Genomic DNA, 22,768 nt, shown 5'->3' with positions numbered 1-22,768 from the left:
CGTGAGTACTGTAGAAAGCCTTGTAGGCGAATGGCTGCCCCTGCCCGACGTAGCCCAGCTGCTGAACGTTTCCATCACTAAGGTTCATGCGCTGCTGGACGAGCGCGCGCTGGCGGCAGTGCGCATCGGCGACCGGCGGATCCGTTCCGTGCCCGCGGCGTTCATCCAGGACGGCCACCCGGTGGAGAGCTTGAAGGGCACAATTGTTGTCCTCGCCGACGCCGGCTATTCGGATGAAGAACTCATCACCTGGCTGTTCACGCCGGACGAGTCCCTGCGCGGCCGTCCGATCGATGCCCTCCGCGAAGGGCGCAAAACCGAAATCCGCCGCCGGGCACAGACCATGGCCTGGTAGTACGGCCCAAAAGTAAGCTCTGGTAATACGGCAAAGGCCGTGGACGGCGGATCCCGCTGTCCACGGCCTTTTTCGTCTCCGTTTTCGTCTGCCTGCGTGTTTTGGCCTTGCGTTTAGGCGGTGCGGCTGACGGCGGCCTCAGCCAGTTTCCGGAGCGCGGTCTTGGGCAGCTCCTCCAGCGGCAGCAGGTCCAAGGCGTCGAAGGCGGCATGGCCGAATTCCTCGATCAGGACCTCCGTGGCCTGCAGTGCCCCGCAGTCGACAATGATGCGGCGGATCTCCTCGACGTCGGCGGTGCTCAGGTCCGGGCTGCCCAGCTTCGCGTCGAGAAAGCTCGATTCCGCCGGCGCGGCCTGGTCGAGGGCGAAGGCCACCAGTACCGTACGCTTGCCCTCGCGGAGATCGTCACCGGCCGGTTTGCCGGTGGTGACCGGGTCGCCGAAGACGCCCAGGACATCGTCGCGGAGCTGGAAAGCCTCGCCCAGGGGGAGGGCGAACGCGGAGTAGCCGCGCAGCAACTCGTCGGAGGCGCCGGCCAGGGCGCCGCCCAGCGCGAGCGGATGCTCGGTGGAGTACTTGGCCGACTTGAAGCGGATGATCGACTGGGCGCGGCTGACGGCGCCGGCACGGTCTCGGTGCGGCCCGGCCACCTCTTCCAGGATGTCCAGGTACTGGCCGGCCATGACTTCGGCGCGCATCAGGTTGAAGATGAGCCGGGCCTGGCTGCCCGAGGCGGCCCGGTCGCCGATTTCGGTGAACGATTCCTCGCTGAAGGACAGGCACAGGTCGCCGGTCAGGATCGCCGCCGCGTGGCCGAAGCGCTCGGGATCCAGGGCCCAGCCCTGGCTCGCGTGCAGTTCACTGAAGCGGCGGTGCACGCTGGGGCCGCCGCGGCGGGTGTCCGAGCGGTCAATGATGTCGTCGTGGATCAGTGCCGCGGCCTGGAACAGCTCCAGCGCCGAGCCGGCCGTGACCACTTCGCGGGCTCCGGCGCCGCCCCCGGCCCCACGCCAGCCCCAGTAGCACATCAGGGCCCGGAGGCGCTTGCCGCCGGTGACCAGGTTGGAGATGGACCCCATCAGCGGGTCGATGTCGGGGGAAATGGCGGACATCACCGTGGTGCGGGCGGTGAGGAAGTCGGTCAGCTTGCCGGCGACGGCGGCCACGAAGTCCGTCTGCTCAACCCGCAGTTGTTCGGCCAGGCTCACTTGACGGACTCGGCGGCGACGTTGGCGCCGATCGTGAAGGTGGAGACCCCGGCGGCCTCGACGACGGCGAGATTCACGGTTTCATTGTCCCCGCGCAGGAAGTCCTTGGACGCCACCGAACCGACGGTGCCGCCGGGGACTGCCTTGAAGCCCTGGCTTTCCAGTTTCTTGCTGTAGTACGCGACCACTCCCGCCGCCGGCGAGGTGATTTTCGCCACCAGGGCTACGGTCGCGGGAGCACCGTTCTTGTCGAAACTGCTGGATTCCACCTGTGCGCCCGGCATGACCGGCAGCAGCTTCTTGGGGAAGCCCGCAACCAGGGCACCCACAGTGGCGGAGGTGCCGGGCTCGGCGGACGGGCTGGGAGGGGCCGTGGTGGAGGGCTGGGCGGTGGACTGCGCCCCGGGCGCAGACGCCGAAGGCGACGGGGCTCCCGGGCCGGGGGTGCACGCGGCCAGGGCCAGCAAGGCGCCGGCGGCGGCCACGGCCGTCACGGCGCGTTTGCGCTCTCCAATAACCTTCACGGGGACATTCCTCCTGGTGTTGACGCCGGATCCAGCCTCCAGTTTAGTCAGTACCTGCGCATAGGATTGATGCGTGGGGCCGGACAGGGAAAATCACATCGATAAACACAGCGGGACACAATACAGCGAGGCGGGCCTTCGCGAACTCCGGCGCAGCAGCATCCTGCACGTGGACATGGACGCCTTCTTCGTCTCGGTGGAACTGCGCACCCGTCCGGAGCTCAAGGGACGCCCGGTGATCGTGGGCTATCCGGCGGACCGCTCGGTGGTCCTCTCGGCTTCCTATGAGGCCCGCAAGTTCGGGGTCAAGTCAGCGATGCCCATGGCGGTGGCGGCGCGGATGTGCCCTTCCGCCGTCATCATCGAACCGCGGCACAAGCTGTACTACGAGGTGTCGGGACAGATCATGGCCATCTTCGGATCGATCACCGACCTCGTGGAACCCCTGAGCGTCGACGAGGCCTTCCTCGACGTCGGAGGCGCCATCCGGCGGCTCGGTCCGCCCCGGGACATCGGCGAACTGATCCGGCGCCGGGTCGAGGGCGAGCTTGGCATCACGGCGTCGGTGGGGATCGCGGCCAGCAAGTTCGTCGCCAAGATCGCCTCGACCCGGTGCAAGCCCGACGGCCTGCTGCTGATCGGTCCGGACGAGACGGTGCCCTACCTGCACACCCTGCCGGTCAACGCCCTCTGGGGAGTCGGTGCCAAGACCGTGGAGGTGCTCGCCCGGATGGGGATCCGGACGGTCGCCGACGTCGCCGCAACGCCGCTGCCGTCACTGCGCAAGATCCTCGGCGCCACGGGGGAGCACGTCTACCGGCTGTCGTGGGGGATCGACCCCCGGCCGGTGACGCCGGTCCGGCTGGAAAAGAGCATCGGGGCGGAAGAGACCTTTGCGGTGGACACCGCCGACGACGCCCTGCTGCACCGCGAGCTGCTCCGGCTTTCGCACCGCACGGCGGAAAGGCTCCGGAGCGCCGGGATGCATGCCAGGACGGTTGCCTTGAAGCTGCGTTACGCGGACTTCTCCACAATTACCCGCAGCCGCACCGTCAGCACGCCCATTGACAGCGCCCAGCTGCTTTACGGCGTCGCCGTGCAGTTGCTCGAGTCCGTTGGCCAGCGGCCCATGACCGTGCGCCTCGTGGGGATTAGGGCGGAGCAGCTCGAGGAAGCCGCCCAGGCGCCGCTGCAACTCAGCCTGGACCGCCGGGATGACAACTGGCGCGCCGCCGAGCAGGCCCTGGACCGCGTCACCCGCAAGTTCGGCAACAAGTCGGTTCTCCCGGCCCGGTTGCTTGACCCGGGGCCCGCCGCCGAGTGAGCTGGCAGTGCACGGGCGCAGGCCGTCCCGGTCGGCACTGGCGGGGCTGCGTCCAAGGGGCGGGCAGGCGCCGCGAAGCCGGGCCTAGCGTCTTTCAGAACAGGGCGCAACAATCTATCCTTAGATATACATAGTTTTCGAACGACTGGATCGAACGTTCGGGTTGCCGGCCATGCCAACTAAACACCTTTCAGGGAACCGCGGATCCTTATTTCACCAATGACGGGAAACAAGGAACCAGCCGGCCATCCCGGTCGTTAGGGTTTTAGGGACAAGGACCGCGTCAAATCTGGACGTTGGTCGACTTAAGGAGGTCGTGATGCCGCTCTCGGAGCACGAACAGAAGTTGCTTGAGCAACTTGAGAAGCAGCTGCACGAGGACGATCCCAAGTTTGCCAGCTCGATGGGCTCGGATCCGGGTCGCTCCTGGTCCACCCGTCATCTGGTCATCGGGGTCCTCGGTGCCCTCGCTGGCATCCTGTTGCTGTTGCTGGGCGTCTCGTTGCAGAGCATCATCGTGGGTGTCCTTGGCTTCGTCGTCATGGGTGCCGGCGTTTACTTCGCGACCATGCGCAGCGCGGGCGGCAAATCCAAGTCCGGAGCCGCCGGCAGGAAGCCGGGCAAGCCGCGCAGTTCCTTCATGAGCAACCTGGAGGAGCGGTGGGAGGAAAGGCACCGCGGGGACGCCTGACACGTTCCCGGTTCCGTCGCCGCAACCGCCCCTCCATTCCGCCCCACCGCGACCTCCGGTAGGCACCTAAAGACCCGCTTCGGCGGGTCTTTTGCCGTTAAGCGGGCATCGACTGCTGCGTAGGTGCCCTTCCGGCTGCCCGGCCTCCCCGGGGCAAATCCCTCCACTGCGCCCCACTTTTGACGCTTCCCTTTATTTGCAACGGACATTTGTTTGAAAACTCGCCCAAAATTGCTCCAAAATGTCCCCGATGTCGTTGACGGGGGAGCGAAGTGGAGTAATGTGGAGGACGTAAGAGGGTAGTGGCAGCACAGGGGACGTTGGACTTCCTACAACAGACAGGCGGTGGGCCGTGTTTCTCGGCACTCATTCGCCACGTCTGGACGAAAAGGGTCGAATCATCCTCCCGGCGAAGTTCCGCGAGGAACTTGCCGCCGGCCTGGTTCTCACAAGGGGCCAGGAACGTTGCATCTACGTCTTCAGCGAGGCGGAATTCGGCCGGGTTCACGAGCAGATGCGGGAGGCTCCAATCTCCTCCAAGCAGGCTCGTGACTACATCCGCGTTTTCCTCTCTGGAGCCTCCGACGAGGTACCTGACAAGCAGGGGCGCGTGACGATTCCGCCGGCGCTCCGGGAATACGCAGGTCTCGGCAGGGAACTGGCCGTCATTGGCGCCGGCACCCGCGCGGAGATCTGGGACGCCCAGGCCTGGAACGAGTACCTGGCCGAAAAGGAAACAGCCTTCTCGGAAACCGACGACGCCATCCCGGGGATTCTCTGAAGCCCCGCAGGCGCCGGCACCATCAGCACCAACCGTTTCTTGATCGAGATCTCCAGCCGCCCATCCGGCAGTTCACCTGGCTCACTTCCCCGGAGCCAGGCGGGCCGCAGGGTAGGCGCGGATGGGGATCTGGACCAAGAAGCACACCACCCGACAGGTACTTCCCGCAACGAAAGGACGCAGGCATGAGCGAAGACTCCAACCAGGCGAAGCCTACGTCCGAACGCCATGTACCGGTCCTCAAGGACCGGTGCATCAATTTGTTGGCACCGGCTTTCGAAGAAGCGCGACGCCGCGGCGAGACGCCCGTCGTCGTCGATGCGACGCTCGGCATGGGGGGCCACTCCGAAGCCATGCTGCAGCGGTTTCCGGACCTGCACCTGATCGGCATCGACCGTGACGAGGAGGCTCTCGCCCTGGCCGGCGAACGCCTCAAGCCTTTCGCGGACCGGATCGACCTGGTCCACGCGGTGTACGACGAAATCCCTGAGGTCCTCGAAGACCTTGGCTTCACCGAAGTCCACGGCATCCTGATGGACCTCGGCGTTTCCTCGCTGCAGCTCGACGAGCGCGAACGCGGCTTCGCCTACTCCTTCGACGCGCCGCTGGACATGCGGATGGACACCAGCCGCGGCCAGACCGCCGCCGACGTCGTGAACAACTACAGCGAAGAAGACCTCGTCCGGATCATCCGGAAGTGGGGCGAGGAGAAGTTCGCCGGCCGGATCGCCAACCGGATCGTCGCCGCCCGCGCCGAAAAGCCCTTCACTACCACCGGGGAACTTGTCGAGACCATCCGCGCCGTGGTGCCCTCCGGTGCCGCCAAGTCCGGCGGCCACCCCGCGAAGCGGACCTTCCAGGCCCTCAGGATCGAGGTCAACGAGGAACTCGAGGTCCTGGAGCGTGCAATTCCGGCGGCCGTGGCCTCGATCGCCCTCGGCGGCCGCGTCGTCGTCATGTCCTACCACTCGCTGGAAGACAAGATCGTCAAGGGAGTCTTCCAGGCCGGTTCCAAGTCCTCGGCCCCGCTCGGTTTCCCGGTGGAGCTTGAGGAACATAAAGCCGAACTCAAGACCCTGACGAAAGGCACCGAGGTGCCCACCGCCGCAGAAATCGCAGAAAACCCACGCGCTGCCTCCGCCAGGCTCCGCGCCGTGGAACGCATCAAAGCCAGGAGAGTCGCATGAGCACCGCCGCCGTCAACAGCTTCCCCGTTGCCACAGCTGCCACGGCCCGTGCCCTCCCGGACCTGCACCCGGGTGCGCCCGCACGCAAGTCCCGCACTCCGCTCTCCGTCGTCCGCTCCGTTCCGCGCAAGCGCCGGGCACCGTTCGTCGTGATGTGCTTCGGAATTCTGGCCCTTGCGCTGATGGCGGTGCTGGTCCTGAACATCTCCGTCTCCTCGGCGCAGTACCAGCTGGTGGAGCTGCGGGCCAAGCAGTCCACGCTGACCAAGCAGAACCAGGACCTCACCCAGCAGGTGCAGAATTTTGACGCCCCGCAGAACCTGGCTGCCAAGGCCACGGAGCTGGGCATGGTGGCCTCCACGGTCAAGGGCCAGATTGACCTGTCCACCCTCGCGGTGACCGGCCAGGCCAAGCCCGCCGTCAAGGGCGACGCCCCCGGTGCCGTCATTGCCGCGCCGGCCGTTGCCGGCCAGGTCAATGTGGTTCCGGCCGCCACGGCGAATGAACCCCTCCTGAGCCGCAAGCCGGCCGCGAGCATTCCGGCAGCTGCAGGCGGTGCACCGGCCGTGCCCGCTGCAAAGGCTCCGGCCGTCCGGGCGCCCGCCCTGTCCGTGAACCTGTACGGCGGCTCCGTTCCCGCCCCCGCGCAGAAGGTCCCCGGGAAATAGCCGACGGGACCGACCACCAGCCCAGGCAAGCAGCAAGGAAATATCGTGGCGCAGAACACCGGCAAGGCACGGACAGGCAAGACGCCGAGCGCCACGCGGCGACTGCGGCTCGGGCTGGGCATCATGCTCACGCTCCTGTTGGTAGTGGGCGGGAAGCTGTTCCTGGTGCAGGGCCTCGACGTCGGCGGCATGGCTGAGGCAGCCCTCAAGAACCGGCTGAAGCCGATTGAGCTGCCCGCGGAGCGCGGCAGCATCCTTGACGCCAACGGCACCGTCCTGGCCAGCAGTGTGATCCGTTACAACGTCGTGGTTGACCAGACCGTCAACACCAACACCGAATCCTTCCCGCGGCTCGAGAAGGTCGACGGGAAGGACACCGTCGTCAAGATCCCGCGTGACCAGGGCATCGAAGAGCTCGCGACCGTGCTCGGCATGAAGAAAGACGACCTCAAGGCGGCGGTGACCGGGACGTCGCGCTACTACATCGTGGCGAAGGACATCAGGCCCGACGTCGAGGACCGCATCTCCAAACTCCAGGTGCCCGGCATCGTCACCGAGGGCACCAGCAAGCGGGTCTACCCCAACGGCTCGGTGGCGGGCGGAATCGTCGGCTTCCTCAAGGACGGCACCACCGGCCAGGCCGGGCTGGAGCAGACCCAGGACGAGGTGCTCAAGGGCACAGCGGGCAAGCGGCTGTTCGAGATTGGCGCCGACGGGCTGCGCATCCCGGTGGGCGTGGACCAGTTCACGCCGGCCGTCAACGGCAAGGACATCAAGCTCACGCTGAACTCGGACCTGCAGTACTTTGCCCAGCAGGCCATCCAAAGCCAGAAGGACAAACTCAGCGCGGAGTGGGGCATCATCGTCGTCTCAGACGCCAAGAACGGCAACATTATCGCGATGGCCGACACCGACGCGCCGGACCCCAATGATCCAGGCAAGGTCGCCGCCAAGGACCGCGGAGTCCGTGCGGTGACCGCCGCCTACGAGCCGGGCTCGGTGGAGAAGATGATCACCGCCGCGTCCGCCATCGAGGAGGGCACCGCCCGGCCGCTGGATAAATTCATCATCCCGCCGAGCTACACGGTGGACGGCCAGACGTTCACCGACGCCTTCGAACACGGCACCGAGAAGAGGACCCTGGCGGGCATCGTAGGCTATTCCATGAATACCGGGACGGTCATGGTGGGCCGGCGGCTCAGCAAGGAAAAACGGCACGACTGGCTGCAAAAGTTCGGCATCGGCGAGGCACCGGACATCGGCTTGCCCGCCGAGTCCAAAGGCATCCTCACGCCGGCCGACCAATGGGACGGCCGCCAGCAATACACCGTGCTCTTCGGCCAGGGCGTGGCCCAGTCGACGCTGCAGACGGTCCGCGCCTACCAGAGCATCGCCAATGACGGCGTCATGGTCCAGCCGCGCCTGATCGACAGCTACATCAACCCGGACGGCACCGAAGAGAAAGTCCCGGCCAAGCCCACCCGCCAAGTTGTCTCCAAGAACACCGCCAAGCAGGTCCGCGACATCCTGGAAAGCGCCGTCACCGAAGGCGAGATCAAGGACGCCGCGATTGACGGTTACCGCGTGGGCGCCAAGACCGGCACCTCCGAGTCGCCGTGCGACGACGGCAAGTCGGGTTTCTGCGGCTACACGGCCTCGATGGTGGGGATGGCGCCGATGGACGATCCGCGGTTTATTGTTGAAGTGGTCCTGCAACGGCCCAAGGGCAGCATCTACGGCATCACGAACGGACCCGTGTTCCGTTCGGTCATGAGCCAGACGCTGCGCACGTACAACGTTGAGCCGTCCACCGGCAAACCGGTCAGGCTGCCGCAGTACGCCAAGTAGCACCCAGCTTCACGAGTCAGCAGCAACAACCAGTTCCACGCAGCAGGGCCTGCGTGCGGGGCAATCCTCCGCGCGCGGCGCACGCTGCCCCAGTACCGCAAACGGAGATCCCCTTGTCAGAGCTCAATGCCCAGGACGCGGCCGCCGCGCCGTCCGGCCAGGACTCCACTTCGGCGTTCCGGCCGACGGCGGTTGCCGCGGTGCCGCTCGAAACCATCGGTGAGTGGATCGGCGTCGTCGTACCCGGCTCCTCCGCCGCCGTCCCGGTCACCGGGATCTCGCTGAACTCCCGGGCCGTCCAGCCGGGGGACCTGTACGTCGCCCTGCCCGGCGCCACCCGGCACGGCGCGGACTTTGTGTCCCAGGCGGTCGACGCCGGCGCCGTCGCGGTACTGACCGACGACGCCGGCGCCCGCCTCCTGGCGCTCTCCAACGACATCTCCGTGCCGGTACTGCTGGCCGATGAGCCGCGCAGCCTGGTCGGGCGCCTCTCCGCGCTGATCTACCAGAGCCGGCCGGAACACGCCGCGGCGCCGGCCCTGTTCGGCGTCACCGGAACCAACGGCAAGACCACCACCACCTACTTCATCAACTCCCTGCTCCAGGCGCTGGGCAAAAAGACCGGGTTGATCGGGACCATCGAGATCCTGGCCGGCGGCGAAGCGATCCCCAGCCTCCTGACGACCCCCGAGTCGACGGACGTGCACGCCCTGCTGGCCCTCATGCGCGAACGCGGCCTGGACGCCGCGTCCATGGAGGTCTCCTCGCACGCCATCTCCTTCCACCGGGTCGACGGCGTGGTGTTCGACGTCGCCGGCTTCACCAACCTCACCCAGGACCATCTGGACCTGCACGGGACCATGGAGGAGTACTTCCAGACAAAGGCGCGGCTCTTCACGGCAGAGCGCGCCCGTGCCGCCGTCGTGACCGTTGACGATGAGTGGGGCCGAAAGCTGGCCGCTGACGCCGGCATCCCCGTCACCACGCTCGCCACGGGCTCCGACGCCGCAGAAGCGGTTGCTCCGGGAGCGGACTGGAGGGTTGTGGACCCACAGCCGCGCGGCCTCGGCACCGAGTTTGGCCTGCGCCACCGGGACGGTACCGAACTGCGCCTGCACACCGGGCTGCCCGGCAGCTTCAATGTCGCCAACGCCGCCCTGGCCACGGCCATGGTGCTCGCCACCGGTATCTCCGCGGCCGAGGTGCAAGCCGCCCTGGACAGCGCGGACCCCTTCACCGTGGCCGTCCCCGGCCGTATGCAGCTCGTTGCGACGGCTCCGGCCGCCGTGGTCGACTTCGCCCACAACCCGGATGCCCTCGCCCGGGCGCTCGAGGCAGTGCGCTCCCAGACGCCGGGGTCCAAGGTGATCGTCGTCTTCGGCGCCACCGGCCAGCGCGACCAGGGCAAGCGGCCGGCGATGGGAGCGATTGCGGCCCGGCTTGCGGACATCGTGATCGTCAGCGACGACGACCCGCACGATGAGGACGCGGCGGCCATCCGCGCCGACGTGATGGCCGGAGCCATCGAGGCCAAAACCGCGGAGGGCCTCGGCTGCACGGTCCTGGAGGTCTTCCCCCGCGACGCCGCCATCCGCAAGGCGGTGGAACTCGCCGGCCCGGAGGACACCATCCTGGTTGCCGGGCGCGGCCACGAGGTCTGGCAGGAAGTCAAGGGCGTCAACCTGGCGCTCGATGACCGGGTGGAGCTGCGGACCGCCTTGACAGTACGAGGATTCACCGTTCTCGATGACCAGCGGATAGAGTCCTAAACCGAGATGATTGCATTTACAGCGGCGGAAATCGCCGAAATAACCAACGGCCGGCTGGCCGCCGAACCGGGCCTCACGCCCGGCTCTGTGGTGACCGACTCCCGCGAGGCCACGGCGGGTTCCCTCTATGTGGCCAAGCCGGGGGAGGCCGCCGACGGGCACGATTTCGTGGCCGCCGCCTTCGAACGCGGTGCCGTCCTGGCCCTAGTGGAGCGCGACGTCGCCGCCGCTGACGGGCAGAATTTCCCCGCAGTCGTCGTTGCGGACTCGGTCCTTGCCATGGGCGCCCTCGCTGCTGAAGCGGTGCGCAGGATCCGTGCCCGCCGCGCAGCCCGCGGCGAGGAACTCACCGTGATCGGGATCACCGGGTCCGCGGGAAAGACCACCACCAAGGACCTGCTGGCCGGGATCCTCGCCGAACACGGCGAAACGGTGGCGCCCCAGGGTTCCTACAACGGCGAGGTCGGCGTTCCGCTGACCGTCTTCAAGGCCGGCTATGAGACCCGCTACCTCGTGATCGAGATGGGCGCCACCGGCGTCGGGCACATTCGCTACCTCGCGGACATGGTCCGCCCGGAGATCGGTGTGGTGCTGGCCGTCGGCACGGCCCACGCCGGTGAATTCGGCGGCGTCGAAAACATCGCCCTGGCCAAGGGCGAACTGGTCGAGGCCCTCCCCGCCGACGGCACGGCCGTGCTGAACCTGGACGACGCGAGGGTGGCTGCGATGTCCGCGCGGACCTCCGCGACGGTCCGCGGTTTCTCCGCCCAGCCCGCCCGGGGCGGCCAGCAGGCCGCCATCCAGGCCGAAAACGTCGAGTTGAACGCCGGGGGAAGCCCTGAATTCGACCTCCTGCTTCCGGGCGAGAGCGCGCGGCACCACGTCTCGGCCAAGCTGATCGGGGCCCACCACGTGGGCAACCTGCTCGCCGCGGCCGGGGCGGCCCACGCCGCCGGAATCCCCGGCGCGCAGATCGCCGCCTCGCTGAGCGCCCAGGCGGCTGCCAGCCGCTGGCGGATGGAACGCACCGAACGGCCCGACGGCGTGACCATCATCAACGACGCCTACAACGCCAACCCCGAATCGATGCGCGCCGCCCTGCGGACGCTGGCGGACCTGGGCCGTGGCCGCCGGACCTGGGCCGTGCTCGGCGCGATGCTGGAACTCGGCGAGGACTCCATCCGGGAGCACACCGCCGTCGGCACCCAGGTGGTCCGGCTCAACATCTCCCGGCTGCTGGTAATCGGACGCGAGGCCCGAGCGCTCTACGTCTCGGCCGTCAACGAGGGCTCCTGGGGGGACGAATGCCTGTTTGCCGAAACCGCGGACGAGGCCTACGAAATCCTGCGCTCCGAACTGGAGCCCGGTGACCTCGTCCTCTTCAAGTCTTCCAACAGCATCGGGCTGCGCCATCTGGGGGATCGGATAGCATTACCCCCACATGCGCCGGACGCGCCGGCCGGAAGCTCGGCCGGAAACGCTGCTGAATCCGCCGCCGGAACCGCCACTGAAGGGAGTGCGCTGCTGTGATCGCACTGCTGATGGGCTCCGGTCTGGCCCTGCTGCTCTCCTTCCTGGGGACCCCGCTCTTCATCCGCTTCCTGGTCCGCAAGAGCTACGGACAATTCATCCGGGACGACGGACCCACCTCGCACCACACCAAGCGCGGCACGCCGACAATGGGCGGGACGGTGGTGGTGGTCGCGGTACTGGTCAGCTACGGCATCACGCACCTGGTCATGTGGATGATGAACCCCCGGTCGCCGGGGCCGTCCGCCTCGGCCCTGCTCCTGCTCTTCCTCATGGTCGGCATGGGCCTGGTCGGGTTCCTGGACGACTTCATCAAGATTTCCGCGCAGCGCAGCCTGGGCCTCAATGCCAAGGCCAAGCTGATCCTGCAGGCCGCGGTCGGCATCATCTTCGCGGTCCTGGCCCTCAACTTCCCGGACGAGAACAACGTCACACCGGCGTCGTACCAGATCTCGCTGGTGCGGGACATCCCGTGGCTGAACCTCGCGTTCGGCGGCACCGTGCTGGGCGCCATCCTGTTTGTGCTGTGGTCCAACCTGATTGTCACCGCAGCGACCAACGGGGTAAACCTCACGGACGGCCTGGACGGCCTGGCCGCGGGCGCCTCCGTGATGGTCTTCGGGGCCTACACGATCATCGGGATCTGGCAGAGCAACCAGGCCTGCGGCTCGCCCCGGCAGGCCGGCGCCGGCTGCTACACCGTGCGTGACCCGCTCGACCTCGCCTTGCTTGCCGCCATCCTCAGCGCCGCGCTGGTCGGGTTCCTGTGGTGGAACACCTCGCCGGCGAAGATCTTCATGGGTGACACCGGGTCGCTGGCCATTGGCGGCGCCGTCGCCGGCTTCGCCATCCTGTCCCGGACCGAACTGCTGCTCGCCTTCATCGGCGGCCTCTTCGTCCTGATCACCCTCTCGGTCATCATCCAGGTCGGCTACTTCAAGATCACCAAGGGCAAACGGTTCTTCAAGATGGCCCCGCTGCAGCACCACTTCGAACTCAAGGGCTGGGCGGAAGTGACCGTCGTGGTCCGGTTCTGGATCCTCTGCGGGCTCTTCGTCGCCGCGGGCCTGGGCATCTTCTACGCCGAATGGGTGGTGCTGCTGTGAGCGGGAACATTCCCGAGCCGCTGGCCACGTCCCCGCGGCTGGACGCGCTGACCAGCTGGGACTCGGACTGGGCCGGCCTCCGCGTGGTCGTCACCGGCATCGGCATCTCCGGTTTCGCCGCCGCCGACACCCTGATCGAACTCGGCGCCCGGGTGGTCGTGGTGGACGCCGCGGACAGCGCGAAGGCGCGCGCCCAGGCGGACACCCTCCGGATCGTCGGTGCCGCGGACGTACTGCTCGGCGACGACGCCGTCGCGTCGGTGCCCAGGGTCGACGGCGAGAAGCCCGAACTGATCGTTACCTCGCCCGGCTGGCGGCCCGACCAGTCCCTGCTGGCCGCCGCCGCACGGGCACACATCCCGATCTGGGGCGACGTCGAACTCGCCTGGCGGGTCCGGGAACGCGAGGGCCGCAAGACGGCCGACTGGCTCACCATCACCGGCACCAACGGCAAGACCACGACCGTCGGCCTGACCGAATCGATGCTGCAGGCCGCCGGACTCAAGGCGATCGCGGTCGGCAACGTCGGCACGCCGATCCTGGACGCCCTCCGCGACCCGGTGGACTACGACGTCTTCGCCGTCGAACTCTCGAGCTTCCAGCTGCACTGGAGCCACTCCGTGTCGCCGGTCGCCAGCGTGTGCCTGAACGTCGCCGAAGACCACGTGGACTGGCACGGCTCCTACGACTCCTACCTGGCGGACAAGGCCAAGGTCTACGAGCGCACACAGAAGGCGTGCATCTACAACGCCGAGCAGATTGAAACCGAGCGCATGGTGGAAGACGCCGACGTCGTCGAGGGTTGCCGCGCGGTGGGCTTCACAACCGTCACCCCGGCGATCAGCATGGTCGGCGTCGTCGAAGGCCTGCTTGTGGACCGCGCCTTCATCCCGGAGCGCAAGGACAGCGCCGCCGAACTGGCGGCAATGTCCGACCTCGGACCCGTGGCGCCCCGGCACATGGTTGCCAACGCCCTCGCCGCGGCCGCCCTCGTGCGCGCCTACGGGGTGGAGCCGTCCGCCGTTCGCCAGGGGCTGCAGAACTACCTGCCGGGGGACCACCGCATCCAGCCGGTCGCCCGCCACGAAGGCGTGCTTTGGATCAACGACTCCAAGGCCACGAACCCGCACGCCGCGGCCGCCTCGCTGTCCGCTTTCCAGAACGTGGTGTGGATCGCCGGCGGCCTGTCCAAGGGTGTGAATTACGACTCACTGGTCCGGGACAACGCCGCCCGGCTCAAGGCTGTGGTGCTGATCGGCACGGACTCGTCCGGCCTGCTGGCCTCGCTCCAGCGACACGCGCCGGATGTCCCCGTGATCGGCCAGGCCAAGGGTGACACTGAAAACGTGCAGACTGCCGAAACGGCCCACGCCGATGCAGGCCCCTCGCCAATTTACGGCGAGACCGTGATGGCACGGGCCGTCGCGTCGGCGGCACAGCTGGCCACCTCGGGGGACACTGTGCTTCTGGCCCCGGCAGCTGCATCCATGGATCAGTTCTCTTCCTATGCTCACCGTGGCGACGCCTTCATCGAAGCTGTCCGCGAGCTCGTGGAAGGGCAGGCTCAGACCACCGAGGAGTAGCAATGGTCAGCACGCCCACCCGTCCCGCCGCGGCGCGGACGGCCGCCCCAGGCAGTAAACCAAGCAGCAATACAGCCAGGACACCCGTTCGGACGGCGAGCACAAGAGCCGCGGCCGCCGGACCGGTTCCAACACCCGCAGCCCGGGTCCGCGGCTGGTACCGCGGCTTCTGGTCGGCACTGGAAGGCACCGGCAAGTCCCGGAACGGTTCCACGTACTACCTCATCCTCGGCTCCACCCTCGCGCTGACCGCGATCGGCATCATGATGGTGCTCTCCGCGTCGAGCGTGGAGGCGATCGCGGCGGGGGAGTCGCCCTACTCCGCAGCCCTCAAGCAGGGGCTTTTCGCGGCCATCGGCGTCTTCGTCATGTTCGTCCTGTCCCGTGTGAACGTGGTGTGGCTCAAACGCATCGCCTGGTTCGCCATCCTCGGGGCGCTCGTCCTGCTGGTCCTGGTGCTCCTGGTGGGCCGCAGCGCGCTGGGCAACCAGAACTGGATCGAAGTCGGCGGTATCACCTTCCAGCCTTCCGAGGCGGCCAAACTGGCTCTGGCGCTCTGGATGGCCACGGTGCTGCACGCCAAGGCCAAGCTCCTCCATCAGGCCAAGCACGCCCTGATTCCCGTGGTGCTCCCGGGGGCGGCCGGGGTGATCGGCCTGATCCTGCTGGGCAACGACCTCGGCACGGCCATGATCGTCATGATGATCACGGCCGCCGCCCTGTACTTCGCCGGGGTGCGGCTGTATCTCTTCGGCATCGCCGGTGTGGTCCTGGCCGTGGGCACGGTGGTGCTCGCCATCACCAGCCCCAACCGGGTTTGCCGCATCCTGTCCTGGACAGGACAGACCTGCGCCGACGGCTCGGACGTAAACTACCAGTCCACCAACGGCCTCTACGCCCTGGCCTCCGGCGGCTGGTTCGGCGTCGGACTGGGCCAGAGCCGGCAGAAGTACAGCTGGATCCCGGAGGCCCACAACGACTTCATTTTCGCCATCATCGGCGAAGAGCTTGGCCTGATCGGCACCGTCGTGGTCCTGGTCCTGTTCGCGGTCCTGGGCACGGCCATCTACCGCGTCGTGGTGGCCCAGCAGGATTTGTTCCACCGCGTCCTCGCCGGAGCGATTATGGTGTGGCTGCTGGGCCAGGCCACCGTCAACATGGCAGTGGTCACCGGCTTGCTCCCCGTTATTGGCGTACCGCTGCCGTTCATCTCCTACGGCGGCTCGGCCCTGCTGATGTCGCTATGTGCCATCGGCGTAGTGTTGTCGTTGGCCCGGGCCCAGATGGAGCCGAACATGCAGCCGAAGGGGATGCTCAAGTTCGGGCCTGCCGGCTTCGCCAAAGTACTCCGCAAGCGGGCGGGGGCCAGGAGCGCTGCCAGACGTCCGGCCGCGGCGGCGTCTGCCAAGGCCCCGGCTGCCAGGCCGGCTGCCGGACCGATTACAGCCAGCTCGCCCGGCCGGAAGCCCGGCACCAGGACCCCCGCCCCCAAGAATCCCGCACGGAAGCGTACCTAGCCCACCATGAACACCAAGTCGTCCCTGTCCGTCGTCCTCGCCGGCGGCGGCACTGCCGGGCATATCAGCCCGCTGCTGGCCATCGCCAACGCCATCCTTGAGGTCCGGCCCGAGGCGCAACTCCTCGCCGTCGGCACCCCCGGCGGCATGGAAGCCCGCCTGGTCCCGGCCGCGGGGCTGGAGCTCGCCACGGTGAGCCGGGTTCCGTTTCCACGCAAACCTTCGATCGAACTGCTGCGGCTCCCCGGCAAGCTCGCCGGCGCCGTGCGGGAGGCCGGCGCCATCCTCGACGAAGCCAGGGCAGACGTCCTCGTCGGCGTCGGCGGCTACGTCTGCACGCCGCTGTACCTTGCCGCGTGGCGCCGCAAGATTCCGATTGTGGTGCACGAGGCCAACACCCGGCCCGGGCTCGCCAACCGCGTCGGTGCCCGGCTCAGCCGGCATGTGGCCGTAGCTTTCGCCGCGACCAGGCTGCGCGGGGCGCGGCACGTCGGCATGCCGATGCGGCGCGAAATCTCGGGCCTGGACCGGACGGTGGCCCGCGAGGCCGCACGCACGGCCCTCGGCCTGGAACAGGACAAGCCCACCCTGATCGTCACCGGCGGCTCCTCCGGCGCGCAAAGCATCAACCGCGCCGTCGCCGCCTCCGTCACGGCCCTGGCCGAGGCCGGCATCCAGACCCTGCACATCACCGGGCGGGGCAAGACCGTCCATGATGCCCAGGGCAAGCTGCTGGCCGCGCCCGGCTACCGCCAGGTGGAGTACGTCGACGGCATGGAACTGGCCTACGCCGCCGCCGACTTGCTGCTGGCGCGCTCCGGCGCCGCAACCGTCTGCGAGGTCGCCGCCGTCGGCGTCCCGGCCGTTTTCGTCCCGCTTCCGATCGGGAACGGCGAGCAGGCCCTGAACGCGGCCGGCCTGGTCGACGCGGACGCCGCGCTCCTGGTCGAAGACAGCGCCTTCGACGCCGGCTGGGTCGCCGGCCACATCATCCCGCTGCTGCGTGAGCCCGCCCGGCTGGACCGGATGGCCGCCGCCGCGGAACAGCTCGGCATCCGGGACGCAGACCGGCGGATGGCCGCCCTGGTCCTCGAAGCCGCGCAGTCCCCGGGCAGCACCGCCGCAACTCCGTGACCAGGACAGAACCGGCCGGAACAGCAGCTTTGAACGACCGAGCACTTTGAACGACCGAGCACTTTGAACGACCGAGCACTTTGAACAGCAGGCAGGAAGCGGTAAAGCAATGACCCAGGCCCAGAACGGCACCCCGCCGGCGGTCCGCACCCAGGACTCCCTGGGGCGCGTGCACTTCATCGGCATCGGCGGCGTGGGGATGTCCGCCGTCGCGCGCATCATGGTGGCCCGCGGCGTGCCGGTGAGCGGCTCCGACGCCAAAGACCTGCCGGTGATGGCCGAACTCGCCGCGGCCGGCGCGCGGATCGCCGTCGGCTATGACCCGGCAAACCTGGGCGACGCGCAGACCGTCGTCGCCGGTTCGGCCATCCGCCCGGACAACCCCGAGCTGGCCGCCGCCCGCGCCGCCGGGCTGCCGGTGCTGCACCGCTCCGAGGCCCTGGCCGCGACGATGGCGCAGGACACGGCCGTCATGGTCGCCGGCACGCACGGCAAGTCCACCACGACGTCGATGATCACGGTGCTCCTGCAGGGCGCCGGGCTGGACCCGTCCTTCGCCATCGGCGCCAACGTCCCCGCTCTGGGGGTCAACGCGGCCACCGGAACCTCCCCGGTCTTCGTCGCGGAAGCAGATGAATCGGACGGTTCGTTCCTGAACTACCGCCCGCAGATCGCGGTCGTGACCAACGTCGAGCCGGACCACCTGGATTACTACGGCACGGCGGAGGCCGTCTATGCCTCCTTCGACCGCTTCACCGAGCTGCTGCCCGCTGACGGCCTGCTGGTGGCCTGTGCCGACGACGACGGCGCCCGCGCCCTCGCGCTGCGCACCCGGGACCGGGGCAACACCCGCGTGCTCCTCTACGGCACCGCGGCGGACGCCGAGGTGAGGCTGCACGACGGCGGACCGGGCGACGTCTGGATCTCGACGCCCGCAGGCCGCTTTGCCGTCGAACTCCAAGTGCCCGGCCGGCACAACGCGCTGAACGCCGCCGCGGCCTTCGCGGTGGCGCTCGAACTCGGTATCGCCCCGGAAACCGCCGCCGGCGCGCTGGCCAACTTCTCCGGCGCCTCACGCCGCTTCGAATTCAAGGGCGCGGGCCGCGGCGTGCGCGTCTACGACGACTACGCCCACCATCCCACCGAGGTCCGGGCGGCCCTCGCCGCGGCTCGCTCGGTGGCCGGCGAACACCGGGTCCACGTCCTCTTCCAGCCCCACCTGTTCTCCCGGACCCGGGAGTTCGCGCTCGAGTTCGCGGAGGCCCTCAACGCCGCTGACACCGCGCTGGTGCTGGAGATCTACCCGGCCCGGGAAGATCCCATTCCCGGCGTTACCAGCCAGCTGATCGCGGACCACCTCGGCCGGGGCGGACGGCTGGTGGGCCCCGGCGACGAGGCTGTCAAGGCTGTGCTCGAGGCCGCGGCTCCGGGGGACATCGTCCTCACGGCCGGCGCGGGCGACGTCACTGCTTACGGCCCGCTCATCGTCGAGGCGTTGACGGTCGAGGCGCCCGGTGGCTAGCACGCGCCGGCCCCCTTACCCCACCGGCCCGCGCGGGTCTGCCTCCGACCGGCCGGCGGCAGGGCAGGAGGACGTCATCTCGGCGTCCAAGGCGGACCACGCAGGCACCTCTTCCGCCGGCACGGCCCCAGCCGGAGACCCGGCCGGGGCCGGCACGCCGCAGCCTCGGCGCGGCAATGTGCTCGCCTTTCCCGAACCGAAGGCCAAACGGCGGCGCCGGATCATCCTCACGACGGTGGCCGCAATTGCGGTGCTCATCGCAGGGATCGTGGCAGCGGCCGTGTACTCGCCGTGGCTTGCCGTTCACACCGTCACCGTGGAGGGCAACCGGATCCTCAGCACGCAACAGGTCAAGGCCGCCCTGGCGCCGCTTCAGGGCAAGCCCCTGACACAGATCAGCGATGAGGAAGTGAGCGGGCTGTTGCAGCCCCTGGTCCAGGTCAAAGCCGTCACCACCCAGGCCCGGCCGCCGTCCACGCTTCAGGTCCGAATCACCGAGCGCGTCCCGGTGGCTCTGGTCAAGCAGGCCGAGGTGTACCAGCTGGTCGACGTCGACGGCGTGCAGCTCGGAAAGGCCAAGGACCCGGCTTCGATAAAGCTTCCGGTCATCGAAAGTGGCCGAGGCGCGCTGCCCAAGGACCTGTTCCACGCCATCACCGGGGTTCTCGGGGCGCTCCCGCCGGACGTCCTGGCCCGGCTCTCCGATGCCTCGGCCAAGTCCGTGGACGCCGTGGAACTCAAACTCGTGGACGGCCAGACGATCGTCTGGGGCAACGCGGGGGAGAAGGAGCTGAAAGCCAGGGTGCTCACGGCCCTGCTGAAGGCGCCCGCGGATCCCAAAAACCCAGTGGCAATCTACGACGTCAGCGTGCCCCGGCACCCGGTCACCCGATAGCTCTCCATCACTTACATCGCGCCGTGCGCGGGCGATAGTGGAAATGGTGCATCCGCCGGGACCCGGCGCAGCCACCAGGCAGCAAAAAAGCAGAAACGGACGGCATTTCCCCGGTATTACCGCGACACGCGGAGCCGGTTATTGAATGTCCTCTGGATAGGAAATAGCGTCACAGACATGAGTTACTTGACATAACTATAACCTTCAACTGGAAGGTTAAGGTTCAAAGCCTCAAGCTCGACTCCATCAGTTTTCGCAATAGAACACGAACAAGGGACACGTAACGTGGCAGCTCCGCAGAATTACTTGGCCGTCATCAAGGTCGTCGGCATCGGCGGCGGTGGCGTGAACGCAGTCAACCGCATGATCGAGGTCGGTCTTCGCGGCGTCGAATTCATCGCCATCAACACGGACGCGCAGGCGCTGTTGATGTCCGATGCAGACGTCAAGCTCGACGTCGGACGCGAACTGACCCGCGGCCTGGGAGCCGGTGCGAATCCTGAGGTCGGCAGGCAGGCAGCAGAGGACCACGCCGACGAGATCGAAGAGGTCATCCGTGGCGCCGACATGGTCTTCGTGACCGCCGGCGAAGGCGGCGGCACCGGCACCGGCGGCGCACCCGTCGTGGCCCGCATCGCACGCTCCCTCGGCGCGCTGACCATCGGCGTCGTCACCCGCCCGTTCACCTTCGAGGGCCGACGCCGCGCCGGCTCCGCCGAAGCCGGCATCGACGCCCTGCGCGACGAGGTCGACACCCTGATCGTCATTCCGAACGACCGGCTGCTCTCCATCAGCGACCGCAACGTCTCTGTGCTGGACGCCTTCCGCTCCGCCGACCAGGTCCTGCTCTCCGGTGTCCAAGGCATCACCGACCTGATCACCACCCCGGGCCTGATCAACCTTGACTTCGCGGACGTCAAGTCCGTGATGCAGGGTGCCGGTTCCGCGCTCATGGGCATCGGTTCGGCCCGCGGCGAAGACCGCGCCGTCAAGGCTGCCGAGCTGGCCATCGCCTCGCCGCTGCTGGAGGCCTCCATCGACGGCGCCCACGGCGTCCTGCTCTCCATCCAAGGCGGATCGGACCTGGGCCTGTTCGAAATCAACGAGGCAGCCCGCCTGGTGCAGGAAGTGGCCCACCCGGAGGCCAACATCATCTTCGGCGCCGTGATCGACGACGCCCTCGGCGACGAAGCCCGCGTGACCGTCATCGCGGCCGGGTTCGACGACGTCAAGGCCACCTCGCCGTCGATGGACCAGTCCCAGCCCGCTCCGGCCCGCCCTGCCGCTCCCGCCCCGGCTCCGGCCCAGGCGCCCGCTTCCGCGCCGGTCCAGCCGCTGCACGCCGGCGTCGGTGCGTCCGGGCTCAGCAACTGGGGCCAGCAGCGCCCCTCGGCCGTGCCGGCCGACTCGGGCTTTGATGTGGACCTGCCCTCCGTCGTCGAACCGGATCTCTCCGGCCGCCACTCGGACGACCTGGATGTGCCTGACTTCCTGAAGTAGGCATCGGTCCAAGAAGCAGCAATCAGCACCATGGCACTGCCTCCGGCGGTGCCATGGTGCTTTGGCGGGGTTACGGTGTTTGGTATGGGTTTTTCAATGTTTCCGGTTCCTGAAGTGGCGGTGTGCTGAGTGTTCTCCTGGCGAGCTGAGGTGCGGCCCGGTGTCTGGGCGGCCTTCACCAACGTTGCGGCGGGCAACCTGGCGCTCCATGTCGGGGACAACCCGGCCGCGGTGCGCCGGCGCCGGGAAATGCTCGAGCGGGCCGCCGGGCTCGGCTCACGCCGCTTCCGGTTCATGAACCAGGTCCACGGCAGCGAGGTGGCCCTCATCTCCAGCGCCGGCACTGCCCTGGCCTCCGGCCCAGCGCACGCCGATGCGGCCACCGCCGATGCGCCAACCGCCGACGCCATGGTCTCCACCGGGGAGCCGCTGGCGGTCATGGTGGCCGACTGCGTGCCGATCGTGCTGGTGGGAGAGGGCGGCCCCGCGGAGCCGGTGCTCGGCGTCGTACATGCCGGAAGGCCGGGCCTGGCCGCCGGTGTGGTGCCGGCCGCGGTGGCGCGGATGCGTGCTCTGGGAGCCGCGGACATCGGTGCCTGGATCGGCCCTTCCATCTGCGGGAACTGCTATGAGGTTCCGGAAGCCATGCGCGCGGACGTCGCGGCAATCGTCCCGGCGGCCTGGTGCACGACCGCCCAGGGCACCCCGGGGCTGGACCTGCCGGCCGGGGTCCGCAGCCAGCTCGAAGCCGAGGGGGTCGCCGTCGAATACTCCGGCGGCTGCACCCGCGAGGACGAGGGCCTGTACTCCTACCGGCGCAACAGCCGCACGGGCCGGTTTGCGGGCCTGGTCTGGACCGGCGACGAAGCTGCCGGAGTAGCCAAATGACCGTGCCGGCGGCAGCGGCAGGAGATCCGCGCCTCGATCAGCTCCGCGAACGGCTCGACGCCGTGCGGCAACGGATCAACGCCGCGGCGGCCGACGCCGGACGGGACGCCGCGCCGCAGCTGATCGTGGTGACCAAATTCCACCCGGCCGAGGATGTCGCGCGGCTCGCCGCCCTCGGCGTCACCGACGTCGGCGAAAACCGCGACCAGGAAGCAGCGGACAAGGCGGCCCGGCTGCAGGAACTGCAACTGCGCTGGCACTTCATCGGCCAGCTGCAAAGCAACAAAGCCAAATCCGTCGTGAAGTACGCCCACGCCGTGCATTCCGTGGACCGGCCGCAACTCGTCGACGCCCTGGCCAAGGCGGTACGCGCGGAGCAGGATCGAACCGGCCGCGGGGACCTCGAGTGCTTCATCCAGGTCAGCCTGGACGAGGACGCCGACGGCCACCGCGGCGGCGCATTGCCCTCGGACGTCCCGGCCCTGGGCGAACAGCTCTCCGCGGCGGCCGGACTCCGGCTGGCCGGCGTGATGGCCGTGGCGCCGCTGGGTGCGGCGCCCGAGGGGGCGTTCGAAAAGCTGGCGGAAATCTCCGCTCGGCTGCGCTCTGACCATCCGCAGGCCACGGCCATCTCCGCCGGAATGAGCCAGGACCTCGAAGCGGCCATCCGGTTCGGGGCGACACACCTTCGAATAGGCTCCGATATTCTCGGTCCGCGCCCGGCCTTGCGGTAGGTTC

The 22,768-nt window shown here is 68.3% G+C and carries 20 protein-coding genes; 18 read left to right on the top strand and 2 right to left on the bottom strand.

The features are described from left to right. Position 1: 1 nt before the first annotated feature. Entirely contained in the window at positions 2 to 355 is a 354-nt protein-coding gene (locus tag AC1DB8_RS08495) for an Rv2175c family DNA-binding protein (RefSeq protein WP_441418891.1), read from the top strand. Between the two features lie 113 nt (positions 356 to 468). Here AC1DB8_RS08495 and AC1DB8_RS08490 read toward each other — a convergent pair whose 3' ends face one another. Together AC1DB8_RS08490 and AC1DB8_RS08485 are read right to left on the bottom strand one after the other, a co-directional pair. Beyond that, positions 469 to 1,563: a polyprenyl synthetase family protein gene (locus AC1DB8_RS08490; RefSeq protein ID WP_476892757.1), complete on the bottom strand. Its 1,095-nt coding sequence runs from the start codon at positions 1,561 to 1,563 to the stop codon at positions 469 to 471. Continuing rightward, entirely contained in the window at positions 1,560 to 2,087 is a 528-nt protein-coding gene (locus AC1DB8_RS08485) for a hypothetical protein (protein WP_476892756.1), read from the bottom strand. Before AC1DB8_RS08485 ends, AC1DB8_RS08490 begins: the two co-directional genes overlap by 4 nt. Before the next feature lie 97 nt (positions 2,088 to 2,184). Between AC1DB8_RS08485 and dinB the strand changes: the two genes are divergently transcribed. The 17 genes from dinB to AC1DB8_RS08400 all read left to right on the top strand — a co-directional run bounded on the left by dinB (position 2,185) and on the right by AC1DB8_RS08400 (position 22,764). Continuing rightward, positions 2,185 to 3,411, top strand: coding sequence for a DNA polymerase IV (dinB, locus tag AC1DB8_RS08480; protein ID WP_476893024.1), 1,227 nt, complete (start codon positions 2,185 to 2,187; stop codon positions 3,409 to 3,411). 319 nt (positions 3,412 to 3,730) lie between these two features. Then, positions 3,731 to 4,102, top strand: a complete 372-nt coding sequence (locus tag AC1DB8_RS08475; RefSeq protein ID WP_175321592.1) for a DUF3040 domain-containing protein — start codon at positions 3,731 to 3,733, stop codon at positions 4,100 to 4,102. A gap of 352 nt (positions 4,103 to 4,454) precedes the next feature. Then, positions 4,455 to 4,883, top strand: a complete 429-nt coding sequence (gene mraZ, locus AC1DB8_RS08470) for a division/cell wall cluster transcriptional repressor MraZ (protein WP_056740915.1) — start codon at positions 4,455 to 4,457, stop codon at positions 4,881 to 4,883. A gap of 185 nt (positions 4,884 to 5,068) precedes the next feature. Beyond that, the gene (rsmH, locus tag AC1DB8_RS08465; protein ID WP_441418887.1) at positions 5,069 to 6,070 is read left to right on the top strand and encodes a 16S rRNA (cytosine(1402)-N(4))-methyltransferase RsmH; all 1,002 of its coding nucleotides are present in this window, start codon (positions 5,069 to 5,071) and stop codon (positions 6,068 to 6,070) included. After that, positions 6,067 to 6,738 (top strand): cell division protein FtsL, encoded by a 672-nt coding sequence (gene ftsL, locus AC1DB8_RS08460; protein ID WP_441418886.1) that lies wholly within the window; start codon positions 6,067 to 6,069, stop codon positions 6,736 to 6,738. The genes rsmH and ftsL overlap by 4 nt, the downstream gene beginning before the upstream one ends. Before the next feature lie 45 nt (positions 6,739 to 6,783). Then, entirely contained in the window at positions 6,784 to 8,586 is a 1,803-nt protein-coding gene (locus tag AC1DB8_RS08455) for a peptidoglycan D,D-transpeptidase FtsI family protein (RefSeq protein ID WP_476892755.1), read from the top strand. Positions 8,587 to 8,699: 113 nt separating this feature from the next. Continuing rightward, complete coding sequence (locus tag AC1DB8_RS08450; RefSeq protein WP_476892754.1) at positions 8,700 to 10,355, top strand: UDP-N-acetylmuramoyl-L-alanyl-D-glutamate--2,6-diaminopimelate ligase; 1,656 nt, start codon at positions 8,700 to 8,702, stop codon at positions 10,353 to 10,355. Between the two features lie 6 nt (positions 10,356 to 10,361). Next, positions 10,362 to 11,885, top strand: a complete 1,524-nt coding sequence (locus AC1DB8_RS08445; protein ID WP_476892753.1) for a UDP-N-acetylmuramoyl-tripeptide--D-alanyl-D-alanine ligase — start codon at positions 10,362 to 10,364, stop codon at positions 11,883 to 11,885. Further along, complete coding sequence (mraY, locus tag AC1DB8_RS08440; protein WP_175321598.1) at positions 11,882 to 12,991, top strand: phospho-N-acetylmuramoyl-pentapeptide-transferase; 1,110 nt, start codon at positions 11,882 to 11,884, stop codon at positions 12,989 to 12,991. Before AC1DB8_RS08445 ends, mraY begins: the two co-directional genes overlap by 4 nt. Further along, complete coding sequence (gene murD, locus AC1DB8_RS08435) at positions 12,973 to 14,574, top strand: UDP-N-acetylmuramoyl-L-alanine--D-glutamate ligase (RefSeq protein WP_476892752.1); 1,602 nt, start codon at positions 12,973 to 12,975, stop codon at positions 14,572 to 14,574. The genes mraY and murD overlap by 19 nt, the downstream gene beginning before the upstream one ends. Before the next feature lie 2 nt (positions 14,575 to 14,576). Beyond that, a complete protein-coding gene (gene ftsW, locus AC1DB8_RS08430) occupies positions 14,577 to 16,091 on the top strand; it encodes a putative lipid II flippase FtsW (RefSeq protein WP_476892751.1) in 1,515 nt (504 codons plus the stop codon). A 6-nt stretch (positions 16,092 to 16,097) separates the two neighbouring features. Next, positions 16,098 to 17,225, top strand: coding sequence for an undecaprenyldiphospho-muramoylpentapeptide beta-N-acetylglucosaminyltransferase (gene murG / locus AC1DB8_RS08425; protein ID WP_476892750.1), 1,128 nt, complete (start codon positions 16,098 to 16,100; stop codon positions 17,223 to 17,225). 109 nt (positions 17,226 to 17,334) lie between these two features. Next, positions 17,335 to 18,747, top strand: coding sequence for a UDP-N-acetylmuramate--L-alanine ligase (gene murC / locus AC1DB8_RS08420; protein WP_476892749.1), 1,413 nt, complete (start codon positions 17,335 to 17,337; stop codon positions 18,745 to 18,747). Next, complete coding sequence (locus AC1DB8_RS08415) at positions 18,740 to 19,642, top strand: cell division protein FtsQ/DivIB (protein WP_476892748.1); 903 nt, start codon at positions 18,740 to 18,742, stop codon at positions 19,640 to 19,642. The genes murC and AC1DB8_RS08415 overlap by 8 nt, the downstream gene beginning before the upstream one ends. 285 nt (positions 19,643 to 19,927) lie before the next feature. Next, complete coding sequence (gene ftsZ / locus AC1DB8_RS08410; RefSeq protein WP_175321604.1) at positions 19,928 to 21,142, top strand: cell division protein FtsZ; 1,215 nt, start codon at positions 19,928 to 19,930, stop codon at positions 21,140 to 21,142. A gap of 129 nt (positions 21,143 to 21,271) precedes the next feature. Then, entirely contained in the window at positions 21,272 to 22,030 is a 759-nt protein-coding gene (locus AC1DB8_RS08405; protein WP_441418877.1) for a purine nucleoside phosphorylase YfiH/LACC1 family protein, read from the top strand. Then, complete coding sequence (locus AC1DB8_RS08400; RefSeq protein WP_476892747.1) at positions 22,027 to 22,764, top strand: YggS family pyridoxal phosphate-dependent enzyme; 738 nt, start codon at positions 22,027 to 22,029, stop codon at positions 22,762 to 22,764. Before AC1DB8_RS08405 ends, AC1DB8_RS08400 begins: the two co-directional genes overlap by 4 nt. Positions 22,765 to 22,768 lie beyond the last annotated feature (4 nt).

The organism is Arthrobacter sp. 10N410, from assembly GCF_056394945.1.
The sequence above is the reverse complement of the archived record's forward strand: the minus strand, read 5'-3'. Positions and strand labels throughout refer to the sequence as shown.